We start from the raw sequence: 13906 nt of genomic DNA on the forward strand, positions 1-13906 counted from the left end.
CCGGCGCGCCTTAGCCCAGCACGGCGGTCGACTCCGGCAAGGTCGCGCCGCCGTCGACCACGATGGTTTGGCCGGTAATGTATGAGGCCGCATCGGAAGCCAGAAACAGCATGGCCGCCGCGATATCCGCCGGTTCGCCCAGCCTTCCGAGTGGAATCGCCCGTTCGATACGGCGGTTGTGCGCATCGTCGCCGAGATTGCCCATCGCAGGCGTGCGGATCATGCCGGGCTCGACACCGTTGACCGTGATACGGTGCTTCGCCAGCTCCAACGCCGCCGCGCGAATGAAACCGTTCACGCCCGCCTTCGACGCCGCATAGTGCGCGAGCCCCGGATACGCGACGCGTGGCCCCGTCACCGACGAGGTCGCCAGCATGCGCCCGCCGCCTTGCCGGATGAACGCGGGCGTCGCCGCCTGCGCGAGCCAGAAGAGCGCGGCGAGATTCACCGCGAAGGTGCGCTGCAGGATTGCGGGCGTAATCGCATCGAAGGCGGTGAGCGGGAAATACGCGGCGTTGTGCACAACCACGTCGAGCCCGCCGAAGTCCGCTTCCACATCGGCGATGAGGCGCTCGATCTGCGCATACTCGGCCATGTCCGCTTCGTAAGCGCGGGCCACGCCGCCCTGCTGCATCAGACGTTGCGCCGCTTCGGCGGCGCTATCGATGCGCAGATCCGCAATCGCCACCGAAGCGCCGCGCGCGGCGAACGCCTCGGCGATGCCGCGTCCGATGCCTTGCGCGCCGCCGGTCACCAGCACCGCCTTGCCGGCGAAATCGCGTGCGCTCGTCGTATGCGCTGTGCCGTTCATTGCGGATGCCGCGTCACGTTGAGCACTTGCGCAAGCGCGCCGACCGGGAAATTCGACAGCGTGTCGAACTGGCTGCCCTGATACCCAAAAATCTTGCCGTCAGTCTTCTTGCGTTCGAGGTCGATCATCACCACGCCAAGCGTCGGAATGATTTTTTCTCGCCAGACGAACAGGTACAGATCGTCAGCGATGGCGATGTAGTGGCAACGGTCCACATCGGCGAGACCGGCTTCCACGCCGGAGAGGCATTGCCACGCATAGAAGTTGTCGTTCAGATAAACGTGTTCGTACTGTTCCGTGGCGCTATACGTGTACAGATTGCGCATGCCGATCAGCTCGCGAGTCGGATGATGCAAAGGCGCGTCTGCGCGAGCGTGAGCGTCCTGTTGTGCAATCCTGCCGTGACGGAACCGCGCCTGTACGCCGGTCAGCTCCATGCCCCGCTCGACACGCGTGAACGCATCGGTACGGGCTTCGCTTTCGTTCGGCAAGGTGCCGGTCACCGAGGTGCACAAGCCCTGTTTCACATCGAGTACGTAGCTCGTCGCGGTTGGCCGCGAGCCGTCTCCGCCGCCGACGTAATCGACGAAGTAAATGCCGTCGCGCACCGACGTGACCCGGCATTCGAATTCACCATTCGACGCACGCAGCGCGCCAGCGGAGATGAACGTCAACGTCTCGGGCGCGCCGTCGGCGAATTCGAGCCGCAACGTGCGGCCGGTCAGATCGTCGACGGGCGGCAGGATGTGGCTGTCGGGAGCGAAACCTTCGGCCAGCGCGCCGACCTGGATAAAAACGGGTTGAGATGTCATATCTGTATGGCTCCAGTAGTTCGATGATTGACCGTGGCTCACTCGCATCGGATACGAGGCCGCGGCGCCTGTGACTACTGTACGGAGGCCGCGAGCGTGACGGCATCGACCATAAGGATGACAACGCCCGCGGCTTCAAGTGGCCCGAACCGCATGGAAGGTCCAGCGCTTGCTTCAAACGCTCCGGGCGCATCAAAAGCGTTACAGCAGCTCGAACTCGCCGGCCAGCTCATCGATCAAGCCGCGCTGAAACGCCATGAAACGGTCATTCGGCTGTTGCGCGATCGCCAGATCGAGCATCGGATCGGTCACCTGCGTGCGAACGTCCGCCAACGTTTCGACAATCGCGTGTCCGCAGAACGGCACGTACGCTTCCGAATACCCGCCCTCGTGCACGATCACCAGACGGCCGCCGCAATGACGTTCGGCGGCATCGCGCATCAGTTGCGTCATCGCGCGATAGCTCTCGCTGTGCAGCAGCATGCGCGCCAGCGGATCGACCGCGCTCGCGTCGAGCCCGCTCGCCACGACGATCAGGTCGGGCCTGAAGGCATCGAGCGCGGGCAGCACGATGCGCTCGAACGCATACAGATAGGCGTCGTGCCCACCGCCCGGCAACAGCGGAATGTTCACGTTGGCGCCGACGCCGGCTCCCGTGCCGCGCTCATCCGCGCCGCTGTAACCCGGCGGAAAGCAGCGATCCTGATGCAGCGAAATCGTCAACGTGTTGGGATCGTCGTAGTAGATCGACTGTGTGCCATTGCCGTGGTGCACGTCCCAGTCGATCACCGCAACGCGTTCAACGCCATATTTCGCACGGGCCGCTTCGATCGCAATGGGAATATTGGCAAGCAGGCAGAAGCCCATCGGCTTGTCGCGCAGACAGTGATGACCCGGCGGCCGTGACAACGAGAATGCGTTGCTTGCCCGCTTGTCGAGCACGGCGTCGATTGCGCTGATGGCCAGCCCTGCGGAAAGCGCGGCGATCTCATAGCTGCCTTTGCCGAACGGTGCGAGGTCGCCCAGATCGCCGCCGGTCGTGTCGCTGAGCGCCTTGAAGCGATTCAGATAATCACGCGGATGGACGCGCAGCAAATCGTCTTCAGTGGCAAGCCCGGCACCCCGCATATCGAGCGATGCGGCCAGCCCCGAGGTCTGGATCAGCGCCAGCAGTCTGCGTTTCGAATCGGGCGATTCCGCGTAACCACTGCTCGACGGCGGCTGCACCCAGCCGCCGACTGGAAAGAACAGCGCATGCGTGCCACCTGTATGCCAGAAGGTGCGTTCGTCCGTGAAAAATGCTGTTTTACTCATGATTTCTCTTACCTGTAGTTCACCTGCGGATTCAGATCGACCGGTTCGCCTGCACGATCACTGGCGCACGCCCGGCACTTCACGCCCGCTGCGCTCCACACGCAACAGGCAGACGAAAGACAATGCGCAGATCACCGCCGCGCCCTGAAATAACGTAGCGAGTCCCGCGCCGGCATCGAGCAGAAAACCGGCGATCAGCGGACCGACCGCGAGTCCAGCACCGATCACAAAGTTCAGCGTGGCGATCAGACGCCCGGACGTATCGGTTTTTGCGGCTGCGGCGAGGATGAACGGCAACACGAAGGTCCACGCGAATTTGAAGGCGAAGATCGCAGCGGCATAACCCGTCGAACCAGGGTGCGCCGACAGACCGAGCAAAGCCGCGACGAGAATCGCGTAACCCGTCAGCAGCATCGCGGCACGCGCGATCCGGTTGCCGATGAACGATGCGCACGCCGCGCCGACAATGCCCATCACGCTCGCGATCGCCAGCAGTTCGCCGGTATGTCCGGCGTCGAGTCCGGCGAGCGACGCCGCCTTGCTCGCGAACGTCCAGACGCCGCCGATCGCCACATAGAAAGCCAGCACGCCGCCGATCACCAGCGTCGCGAGAAACCCCGTGCTATTTGCAATGCTCCCGCTGTTTCCACCCTTCATGCCGGAGCCGGCCTGTTGCGCGTGCTTACCGCTGGCGCTGCCCAATGCCGGATCGAAGCCGCGTGTGAGCGGCGATGCAATCAGCGCGAGTACGGCGAGCGCGACATACAACGCGCGCAGTCCGAACGCGTCGAACAGATGCGGCAGCACGAACAGGCCGAGCGCACCGGCCACCAGCTGACCGACCACCCACAAGCCATACACGCGGTCGCGATTGCCGCTCGTCGCGGCGCTCGTCATGCACAGCACCATGAGCGTGCCGCCGCCGAGCGCTGTCAACGCGCGCAGCACCAGCAACGCGACGAAACCCGGCATCAGGACTGCCGTGGCGAAATTGCCGAGGCAAAACACCGCCGTGGCGATCGCCGCGACCCGGCGCGCGTCGACCCGTCCCAACCACAGGAGCGACGGCAAGGTCGCGCAGCTGAACGCCCCGAGTTCGACGAAGAAATATGTGCCGATCTGCGAAGCGCTCAATCCGAGCTGTCCACCGAGTTGCGCAGCGACGGCCGGCGCGACCAGCAACAGCAACGGTGTAATGGCCGCGAATACCACCAGCGACAGCAGCGTGGACGTCGCAAATTCGCGCGGCGCGGCCGCGGACGCCGTGGCCGCAGTGGCCGTGGCAAATGAAGAAGTCGAAGGAGTTTTCATGGGGCTCAGAGGTAACGGTTGCGATTACAACGAAGACCGATAAGCGGCCTGTGAGAGGCGGCTACGAGCCGGCGCTGTCGAAACTGCAGCGCCACGCCGGCGGCGTGCAAACTCAAAACGTGTGATACATGCCGAGCATCGCGCCGAACTGCGACGCGCCGTCGAGCGGCGTGGCGTCGTATTCATAAACCGGCTGCGAGCTTTGACTGCTGTTGCGCGAATAGCCCAGATTCACATACGCCACCGTGCGCTTTGACAGCGCGTAGGTGCCGCTCGCGATGAACAGCGTCGGATGGCCGACGCTCGGCGTGTTCGACCAGGTCTGATAGACACCGCCCGCGAGTCCGACGAAATTGTTGAGCTGATAGCGGGCCCCGCCCCACGCCACTGTTTTCGACGGCGCGAGCGAACCCGTTTGCCGCTCCGCCCCGCCATAGAGCGAAAGCGTCGCGATGTCCCAATGCGTGGCCAGCGTGCCGATGGTCTGCTGCAGTCCCGAGGTATCCCCGTCGGCGGACGCCGTGCCTTGCGCCCGATGCAATGCCGCGCTGATGCCGTAGCCATTGCCGCCGTATTGCGCACCGATTTCCAGCACGCGGCCGGAGCGCGAATTGCCCGCCACGCCACCTGTCGCCGCCAAGGCTTCGGCACTGAAGCCGCCGTAATCGGCGCTCTTGAACTTCACCGAGTTATCGATGAAGTTGGCCGACAGCGGCACCAGCACGCCCTGCCCGCTGTACGCCGCATACAGCAGCGGGTCGTAGAACACCGTGCGGTCGAACAGCACGCTGAACTGCCGCCCGAGCGTGATGGTGCCGAACTTGCCGGTCAATCCGACGTAAGCCCCGCGAAAGAATGCATAACCCGGCACCGTGGCCGTGCCGTCATTCACGTTGATGCCCTGCTCGAGGCGGAAGATCGCCTGCAGGCCGCCACCCAGGTCTTCGGTGCCGGTCAATCCGATCTGCGACGGCAACACGCCATAGTTCTGCAGATTGACCGCGCTATGCTGGCCGTCCGCGTTCGTGCGGTATTGAATGCCCGCGTCGATCAAACCGTACAGCGTGACACTCGATTGCGCGTGCGCGGTCGCGGCGCAGAAACCTGCCGCCACGCTCAATGCTGCTAACGTCTTTCGTCGACTGCTGCGTTGCCGTGATTCGTTTCGTTTCATCGAGAAGCTCCAAGCCGTCTGATATTTTTGTAATGTGTCCGTTGCTGCGGGTTGCATTCCTTATCGAGTGCAACGGCAGTGTCGGTAGCGGCAATTGCGCTGACTAGACGTCCAGATGAACGGTATGGAAAACCCGCACGCGCTTGCGCAGCGCCCCGATGCGATTGACGGGCGTGGTTGTGTCGAATGGTCCGGCGCAATGACACAGCGCGGCATCCGCGGCCGGGGCCGTTCAAATGAGGGGGGCGTAGCGCCATTTCCAGCGCGGCGTTTTTCAAAAAAAGCGCCACGTATAATCGATCCGCACGCCGCACAAGCGGCCGGACGCGCCGTATCGACAGCCGAAGGAGCCAGCGTGACAGTCACCGCAGATACGAAGCGGGTTATCGATCAGTTGGGCGAAATGCCCCACGCCATTCCGCTCGACGACTACGCCGGTGCACCGCTCGAACAGCGCAGCGCCGACTTCGAAGGCACGCTTTCCGGCAACGGCACCGCGGCGCGCGGCCTAAGCCTGTTCCTGCTCGACCTCTATGCGCTCGCTAACCGCACCGGCATCGGCGAATTCGAGCACGGCTTCTTCCGCCTTCTATCGCAGCATCTGCCGTTCGACGCCGGCTGGACCGGCGTGACGACGCACACGGCCAACGGTCCGGTGATGCACAACAGCTTCGTCTATGGCTTGCCGGGCGAGTTCTTTACCGACTGGCAACGCGTGCGCGACTGCGATCCGCTCGCGATCGGTTCGATGAACCGCTACGGCCGCGCGCTGGACGTGTCGATCGTAGCGCCCGGCATCGACCCGCGTTTTCGCAACTGGGCGATCAAATACGGGCTCGCGCAATTGATGGTGGTATCGGCGCTGGATCATCGCTTTGGGCTCGCGACTTTCCTCTCGGTGTATCGCCGTGCGCTCGACAAGCCGTTCTCCGCGGCGGATGCGCAAACGCTGGAGGACGTGATTCCGCACTTGAGCGCGGCGCTCACGATCAGCCGCTCGTTTCAACTGACACGCGAGCGCCGCGAAGGCGTCTCGACGCCGGCACGGGCGATCTGCGACGGTTTCGGTGCGGTGCACCAGGCAGATAAAGCGTTTGAAACCATTCTGCGCAGCGAATGGCCGGGCTATCAGAACCAGCATCTGCCGGCGCCGCTGGTCGCGCATCTGCACGCGGACACGGGCCAGCCGTATGTCGGCGAAACGGTGACGGTGAGCTGCTCGCCGGTGGTCGGCCTGTTTCAGCTGGAAGCACGCCAACGTTCGCCGCTCGACCGCCTGAGTCCACGCGAACTGAGCGCGATCAAACTGTACGGCGACGGCCTCTCACACAAGGAAGTCGCGCAACGCATGGCGATTTCGCCCACCACCGTGCGCCACTATTTGCGCTGCGCGTACAAGAAGCTCGGCATGCATGACAAAAGCCAGATTCCGTGGCTGCTCGGGCTGCGCGAAAACGCCGCTACCCAAGCTGCGGCGCCCACTCAGGGCGAATAATCAGGCGGATTGACCAGGCCGGTTGAGCGGCCGCTTCACTCGCCCTCTTCACGCGTCCTCTTCTTCGAGGCCGGCAAGCAGATCGTCGACCGCGCGATACACGCGCTCGACGATTTCCGGCCCGACCTTGCGCTCCAGCTCGCGATAGTGCGATTCGAGATCCTTCGAGATCACGCGCACCAGGTCCACGCTTGTCTCGGTGAGCGACACCAGCACGCGGCGCTGGTCTTCCGCGAAACGCTCCTTGGTCACGAGTTCCATGCTCTCCATGCGCGCGAGCACGCCGGCCATGCTCGGGCTCGAAATCGTGCAGATATCGGAGATGTGGCGCGGCTCCATCGGCCCATGCTCATTGAGCGCGCGAATCACGCGCCATTGCTGTTCGGTCAGTCCATGCGCGGTAATCAATGGCCGGAAACGCTCCATCATTTTTTCTCTGGCGCGCAGCAGCAACATCGGCAGGTTACGGTGCAAAACTCGGGTAGAAGCGGAAGCGGACATGGCGGATAAGTTAAAAGCAGCTGTCGAAGCTTAAGGGAAAACCCGCGATCAGCCGACAGGCTATTGACCGTGGATGATATCAAGCGCAATACTACTAACATGTTAGTGTTTTCTCCGAGAGACAGCTGATTTATGTTTGCACTTGCCGATCACCTGCTGCATCCCGAGGGCGACGCGCTGCCTCGCGACGTGGATGCGCACACCGTTGCCGCGCTGCTCGCACGCGGCATGGCCTGCCGTGCGCCGGTTTCCGGCGCCGTTTATGGAACCTTGCTGAACGACCGGGCCGCCCTCGCGGCGTTGGGCGAGGCGGTGCATGCCGCCCCCTATAAAGCCCCACCCAAAGCGCCGGTTCTCTATCTGAAGCCGCGCAATACGTTCGCCGGTCACCGCGCGCGTGTTGTCGTGCCTGACGATGCATTGGGTGTGGAGGTCGGCGCTTCACTGGGTATCGTGATCGGCCGCACTGCAACACGCGTCAGCGCCGGGAATGCCTTCGACTACATCGCCGGCTATACGCTGGTCGCCGATCTGAGCGTGCCGCATGCAAGCGTGTACCGGCCTTCGGTCAGGTTCCGGGCGCGTGACGGCTTTTGCGTGATCGGGCCGGCGGTGGTTGCGGCGCGTCATCTTGCTGCGCCGGACAATCTGTCGATCAGGGTTTCGCTTCCAGGACGTGAAGTCTTCACCGCGAGTACTGCGTCGTCGGTACGCAACGTGGCGCAATTGATTGCGGACGTCACCGATTTCATGACACTGAGTGCCGGTGATGTCATTACGCTCGGCGTGCCGCATGGTTCGCCGGTGGCGCATATCGGCGACACGGCCACGCTGTCGATTGACGGATTGCCGCCGCTCGAGGTGTCGTTTGCCGGTGCGGCAGAACAAGATGGAGAACAACCATGATGCGTGGCCGTGTTGCGTATGCAGGGGCGATTCATGAAGCCTATCCGGACGCCAACGGCGTGCGCCTCGCCGATGGCCGCGTCCGTCGCGAGGATGAAGTGGTGTGGCTCGCGCCGATCGAGGTCGGCACGATCTTCGCGCTCGGTTTGAACTACGCGGAGCATGCGAAGGAATTGCAGTTCAACAAGCAGGAAGAGCCTTTGGTCTTTCTCAAAGGCCCGGGCGCGGTCATCGGTCATCGTGGCTTCACACGCCGCCCCGCCGACGTCACCTTCATGCACTACGAGTGCGAACTGGCCGTCGTGATCGGCCAGACCGCGCAGAACGTCAAGCGCGACCACGCCATGCAGCACGTGGCCGGCTACATGATCGCCAACGACTATGCGATCCGCGACTACCTGGAGAACTATTACCGTCCCAACCTGCGCGTCAAGAATCGCGACGGCGGCACGGTGCTCGGCCCCTGGTTCGTCGATGCCGCCGATGTCGAAGACGTCACGCAACTCGAATTGCGCACATTCGTGAACGGCACGCGGCAGCAACACGGCAATACGCGCGATCTCGTCACCGATATCCCGGCGTTGATCGAATACCTGAGCAGCTTCATGACCCTCGCGCCTGGCGACGTGATCCTGACCGGCACGCCGGAAGGCATCGTCAACGTCAATGCGGGCGACGAAGTGGTCTGCGAAATCGACGGCCTTGGCCGTCTCGTCAATACGATCGCATCGGACGCGGACTTTAACCGCGCCTGATCGACCACGTTGCATGGGACCGGCGTAACGCGCCAAAGCGTGAACGCCGGTCGACAGTGAAAGACAGCACAAGAGAAAGGACAGGGCAATGCGAATCGAACATCTGATCAACGGCAAATCCAGCGCCGCGCAAGACTACTTCGAGACCGTCAATCCGGCGACACAAGACGTGCTCGCTGAAGTGGCCCGCGGCGGTGCGGAAGATATCGACGCCGCCGTGCGCGCGGCCAAGGAAGCGTTTCCGGCATGGGCCGGCAAACCCGCGGCGGAACGCGCAAAGATCGTTCGCAAGCTCGGCGAGTTGATCGCGAAAAATGTGCCGGACATCTCGGAGACCGAGACGAAGGACACCGGCCAGACGATCTCGCAAACGCGCAAGCAACTCGTGCCGCGCGCCGCCGACAACTTCAGCTATTTCGCGGAGATGTGCACGCGTGTCGACGGCCACACGTACCCTACCGATACGCATTTGAACTACACGCTGTTCCATCCGGTCGGCGTCTGCGCGCTGATCTCGCCGTGGAACGTCCCATTCATGACGGCGACGTGGAAAGTCGCACCCTGCCTCGCATTCGGCAATACCGCCGTGCTGAAGATGAGCGAACTGTCGCCGCTAACCGCCTCGATGCTCGGCAATCTCGCGCTCGAAGCCGGCATTCCCGCCGGCGTGCTGAACGTCGTGCATGGCTTCGGCAAGGACACCGGTGAACCGCTGGTGGCGCATCCGGATGTGCATGCAGTGTCGTTCACCGGTTCGACGGCAACCGGCAACCGCATCGTGCAGACCGCGGGCCTGAAGAAGTTTTCGATGGAACTGGGCGGCAAATCGCCGTTCGTGATTTTCGACGACGCCGATTTCGAACGCGCGCTCGATGCCGCCGTGTTCATGATCTTCTCGAACAATGGCGAACGCTGCACGGCAGGTTCGCGCATTCTGGTGCAGCGCTCGATTTACGCGCGCTTCGCCGAGCGTTTCGTCGAACGCGCGAAGCGTTTGACGGTGGGCGATCCGCTGGCCGACAGCACGATCGTCGGCCCGATGATCAGCCAGGGGCATCTGGCCAAGGTGCGCAGCTACATCGAACTGGGTCCGAAAGAAGGCGCCACCCTCGCGTGCGGCGGACTCGACGCGCCCGACTTACCCGAAGCCATGCGCAAAGGTAACTTCGTGCAGCCCACGGTATTCGTCGACGTGGACAACCGCATGCGAATCGCGCAGGAAGAGATCTTCGGCCCGGTGGCCTGCCTGATTCCGTTCGACGACGAAGCCGACGCGATCAAACTCGCCAACGATATTTCCTACGGCCTGTCGAGCTACATCTGGACCGAGAGCACCGGCCGCGCGCTGCGCGTCGCCGCTGCCGTTCAAGCCGGCATGTGCTTCGTCAACAGCCAGAACGTGCGCGATCTGCGCCAGCCGTTCGGCGGCACCAAGGCATCGGGCGTCGGCCGTGAAGGCGGTACGTGGAGCTACGAAGTATTCCTCGAACCGAAGAACGTGTGCGTATCGCTCGGCTCCCATCACATCCCGCGCTGGGGCGTCTGAAACGCGGATCATTGATGCGCGAGAGCATCACGCCTCGCGCCACACAGCATAGGAGACCGCGATGGGCAAACTCGCGTTGGCAGCAAAAGTCACTCACGTCCCGTCGTTATATCTGTCCGAACTCGACGGTCCGCACAAGGGCTGCCGTCAGCCCGCCATTGACGGCCACCATGAAATCGGCCGGCGTTGCCGCGAATTGGGCGTGGATACGATTGTCGTATTCGACGTGCACTGGCTGGTGAACAGCGAATACCACATCAATTGCGCGCCGGCATTCGAAGGCGTCTATACGAGCAACGAACTGCCGCATTTCATCAAGAACATGCCGTACGCGTATCCCGGCAACGTCGGGCTCGGCGAGCTGATCGCGGAAGTCGCGAATGAGATGGGCGTGAAAAGCCGCGCGCACAGCGAGACCACGCTCGAACTCGAGTACGGAACGCTGGTGCCGATGCGGTATATGAACAGCGACCAGCACTTCAAGACCGTGTCGGTAGCCGGCTGGTGCATGTGGCACGACCTCGAAACCAGCGCGCGCTTCGGCCTCGCGGTGCGTAAGGCCATCGAGGAACGTTACGACGGCACCGTTGCGATTCTGGCGAGCGGTTCATTGAGCCACCACTTCGCCAACAACGGCACGGCCGAGCAGTTCATGCACAAGGTATGGAATCCGTTTCTCGAACAGATTGACCGCAAGGTGGTCGAGTTGTGGGAAGCCGGCGACTGGAAGACCTTCTGCGAGATGCTGCCGCTCTACAACGAGAAATGCTGGGGCGAAGGCGGCATGCACGACACCGCGATGCTGCTCGGCGCACTCGGTTGGGATCGTTACGACGGCAAGGTTGAAGTCGTCACACCGTATTTCGGCAGTTCCGGCACCGGCCAGATCAATGCGATCTTTCCCGTGACGCCCCTGCCCGCTTAAGTCCTGAGAAAGGAGCTTGCCGTGCCGCATCTGACACTCGAATACAGCGCCAATCTTGCTGACGAAGACAGCATTGGACAGCTTTGCACATCGCTCGCGGCCTGCCTTGACGCGCAGCGCGAGAACGAACAACGCGTTTATCCACTCGGCGGCATCCGCGTGCGCGCCTTGCGCTGCGATCAATACTGCGTTGCCGACGGCCGGCCTGGCGCCGCCTTCCTGCATGCGAACCTGAAAATCGGCGCGGGCCGCTCAGACGCCGCTAAAAAGGCGACCGGCGATGCGCTATTTGATGCGATCAAACGACACTTCGCTGCCGAGTTCGAACAACACGGCCTGGCGTTATCGCTTGAGATCAATGAATTCAGCGAAGCCGGCACGTGGAAGCACAACAATCTGCACGCGCGACTGAAGACCTGATACCCGGGCTTAAGGCGTGGGCTTGAAACATGGGCCAGGGATCCCAGGCTCGATGCACCGGCCCGACATTCCGACCCACTTGGCTGGGCCGGGTAGCCGCTTATAGAGAACCACTATGCTAGACGAACAGACTATCCGCGACCTTGCGGCGCAACTCGACAACGCCGAGAAAACCCGCACCCAGCTGCGCCATTTCTCGGCGAAGTATCCCGAGATGACCGTACAGGACGGCTACGCAATCCAACGCGAGTGGGTCAAGCTCAAACTGGCCGAGGGCCACGTGATCAAGGGCCGCAAGATCGGCCTGACCTCACGCGCGATGCAGCGTTCGTCGCAGATTGACGAACCCGACTATGCACCGTTGCTCGACAGCATGTTCATCGAGAACGGCCAGGACATCCGTGCCGACCGCTTCATTGCGCCGCGCGTGGAAGTTGAACTGGCCTTCGTATTGAGCAAGCCCTTGAAGGGTCCTGGCGTCACACTATTCGACGTGCTGGACGCCACCGCCTATGTGACCCCTGCGGTGGAAATTATCGACGCGCGCATCGAACAGTTCGACCGCGAAACGAAGGCGCCGCGCAAGGTCTACGACACGATCTCCGACTTCGCGGCCAACGCCGGCATTGTATTGGGCGGCCGACCCGTGCGCCCGATGGATGTCGACCTTCGCTGGGTTGGCGCATTGCTTTACAAGAACGGCGCCGTGGAAGAAAGCGGGCTTGCGGCGGCCGTGCTGAACCATCCTGCGACGGGCGTTGCATGGCTCGCGAACAAGATCGCCCCTTACGATGAAGTACTGAACGCGAACGACGTCATTCTGAGCGGCTCGTTCACCAGTCCGATTCCGGCACGCGCGGGCGACACCTTCCATGTCGACTATGGTCCGCTGGGCGGCATTGGTTTGAATTTCATTTGAGCTCATTTGAGTTGATCGACATGTCTCTACCGCAAAACACCTTCAAGCGCGCGCTAGCCGAGGGCAAGCCGCAATTCGGCTTATGGGCGGCGCTTGCCGACGCGTACGTGACCGAGTTGCTGGCCACGGCCGGATTCGACTGGTTGTTGATCGACAACGAGCACGCACCGAACGACGTCCGCAGCACGCTCGCGCAATTGCAGGCCGTAGCGGCATACGCATCGCATCCGGTGGTGCGTCCCGTGCGAAGCGACAGCGCGTTGATCAAGCAATTGCTCGACATAGGCGCACAGACCTTACTGCTGCCGATGATCGACACAGCGGAGCAAGCCGCAGACGCCGTCGCGGCGACGCGCTATCCCCCGCAGGGCATCCGCGGCGTGGGGAGTGCGTTGGCGCGCGCCTCACGTTGGAACCGGATACCCGACTACCTGAACACGGCCGCCCAAGAATTGTGCGTACTAGTCCAGGTAGAAACCGTGCAGGGGATGGAGAATCTGTCGGCGATTGCAAAGGTGCAAGGCATTGACGGCGTGTTCTTCGGCCCGGCGGATTTAAGTGCATCGATGGGTTTGCTGGGCAAACCGGGCGACGCGAGCGTCCGCGAAGCGATATGCGACGGCATTAGAAAAGTGCGGGACGCCGGCAAAGCGGCGGGCGTACTGGCACCAGACGCGGCGATTGCGGCCGAATATCTGGCGGCCGGCGCAACATTCGTAGCGGTGGGCACGGACACGGGCCTACTAAGCCGGGCAGCAGCAGATCTGGCAGCCACCTATAAAAAAACAGCCCCAACCCCACCACCAACAAAAGGCGGATACTAAAAAAACCAAAGCACCGGTTTCAGAAACACGCTTCGGCGCGCGCAGCGCCGCCGGAAGAATGAGTCCTTTGTCAGTATCGCTGAATGTGCGAGAACACAGATTCCAGATGCACCACTACCCGCAGCGGACCGCGATTCCCGCTTAGCAGGCATGGTGTGAGCCGCTTTCTTTTGCCTACTTTTCTTTGCGGCCG

The 13906-nt window shown here is 62.5% G+C and carries 14 protein-coding genes; 8 read left to right on the top strand and 6 right to left on the bottom strand.

Annotated elements, in window-relative coordinates; all coding sequences use genetic code 11:
• Window positions 1-10: 10 nt before the first annotated feature.
• From PQQ95_RS24420 to PQQ95_RS24440, 5 genes are all read right to left on the bottom strand, one after another.
• Window positions 11-811 carry an SDR family oxidoreductase gene (locus PQQ95_RS24420; RefSeq protein WP_408441728.1) on the bottom strand — a complete coding sequence of 267 codons (801 nt, stop codon included), beginning with the start codon at window positions 809-811 and terminating at the stop codon, window positions 11-13.
• On the bottom strand, window positions 808-1623 hold the full coding sequence (locus tag PQQ95_RS24425; RefSeq protein ID WP_408441731.1) for a MoaF C-terminal domain-containing protein: 816 nt from the start codon (window positions 1621-1623) through the stop codon (window positions 808-810). Before PQQ95_RS24425 ends, PQQ95_RS24420 begins: the two co-directional genes overlap by 4 nt.
• A 201-nt stretch (window positions 1624-1824) precedes the next feature.
• Window positions 1825-2937, bottom strand: coding sequence for a histone deacetylase-like amidohydrolase (locus PQQ95_RS24430; protein ID WP_408441734.1), 1113 nt, complete (start codon window positions 2935-2937; stop codon window positions 1825-1827).
• Between the two features lie 57 nt (window positions 2938-2994).
• Window positions 2995-4248, bottom strand: coding sequence for an MFS transporter (locus PQQ95_RS24435; RefSeq protein ID WP_408441737.1), 1254 nt, complete (start codon window positions 4246-4248; stop codon window positions 2995-2997).
• A gap of 112 nt (window positions 4249-4360) precedes the next feature.
• Window positions 4361-5422, bottom strand: a complete 1062-nt coding sequence (locus tag PQQ95_RS24440) for a porin (RefSeq protein WP_408441740.1) — start codon at window positions 5420-5422, stop codon at window positions 4361-4363.
• A gap of 355 nt (window positions 5423-5777) precedes the next feature.
• Between PQQ95_RS24440 and PQQ95_RS24445 the strand changes: the two genes are divergently transcribed.
• Complete coding sequence (locus PQQ95_RS24445) at window positions 5778-6917, top strand: helix-turn-helix transcriptional regulator (RefSeq protein ID WP_408441743.1); 1140 nt, start codon at window positions 5778-5780, stop codon at window positions 6915-6917.
• Between the two features lie 48 nt (window positions 6918-6965).
• Here PQQ95_RS24445 and hpaR read toward each other — a convergent pair whose 3' ends face one another.
• Window positions 6966-7373: a homoprotocatechuate degradation operon regulator HpaR gene (gene hpaR / locus PQQ95_RS24450; RefSeq protein WP_408441776.1), complete on the bottom strand. Its 408-nt coding sequence runs from the start codon at window positions 7371-7373 to the stop codon at window positions 6966-6968.
• A gap of 177 nt (window positions 7374-7550) precedes the next feature.
• Here hpaR and PQQ95_RS24455 point away from each other — a divergent pair, with 177 nt between their 5' ends.
• From PQQ95_RS24455 to hpaI, 7 genes are all read left to right on the top strand, one after another.
• Entirely contained in the window at window positions 7551-8324 is a 774-nt protein-coding gene (locus tag PQQ95_RS24455; protein WP_408441746.1) for a fumarylacetoacetate hydrolase family protein, read from the top strand.
• The gene (locus tag PQQ95_RS24460; protein ID WP_408441749.1) at window positions 8321-9079 is read left to right on the top strand and encodes a fumarylacetoacetate hydrolase family protein; all 759 of its coding nucleotides are present in this window, start codon (window positions 8321-8323) and stop codon (window positions 9077-9079) included. Before PQQ95_RS24455 ends, PQQ95_RS24460 begins: the two co-directional genes overlap by 4 nt.
• A gap of 88 nt (window positions 9080-9167) precedes the next feature.
• Window positions 9168-10625, top strand: coding sequence for a 5-carboxymethyl-2-hydroxymuconate semialdehyde dehydrogenase (gene hpaE / locus PQQ95_RS24465; RefSeq protein ID WP_408441752.1), 1458 nt, complete (start codon window positions 9168-9170; stop codon window positions 10623-10625).
• A 61-nt stretch (window positions 10626-10686) separates the two neighbouring features.
• Entirely contained in the window at window positions 10687-11550 is an 864-nt protein-coding gene (gene hpaD / locus PQQ95_RS24470; protein ID WP_408441754.1) for a 3,4-dihydroxyphenylacetate 2,3-dioxygenase, read from the top strand.
• Window positions 11551-11571: 21 nt separating this feature from the next.
• Entirely contained in the window at window positions 11572-11970 is a 399-nt protein-coding gene (locus tag PQQ95_RS24475) for a 5-carboxymethyl-2-hydroxymuconate Delta-isomerase (protein WP_408441757.1), read from the top strand.
• A 115-nt stretch (window positions 11971-12085) separates the two neighbouring features.
• A complete protein-coding gene (hpaH, locus tag PQQ95_RS24480; RefSeq protein WP_408441759.1) occupies window positions 12086-12889 on the top strand; it encodes a 2-oxo-hept-4-ene-1,7-dioate hydratase in 804 nt (267 codons plus the stop codon).
• Window positions 12890-12909: 20 nt separating this feature from the next.
• A complete protein-coding gene (gene hpaI / locus PQQ95_RS24485) occupies window positions 12910-13713 on the top strand; it encodes a 4-hydroxy-2-oxoheptanedioate aldolase (protein WP_408441762.1) in 804 nt (267 codons plus the stop codon).
• Window positions 13714-13906 lie beyond the last annotated feature (193 nt).

The organism is Paraburkholderia caffeinilytica (genome assembly GCF_046030355.1).
In the GTDB taxonomy this organism is placed as follows: domain Bacteria; phylum Pseudomonadota; class Gammaproteobacteria; order Burkholderiales; family Burkholderiaceae; genus Paraburkholderia; species Paraburkholderia caffeinilytica_B.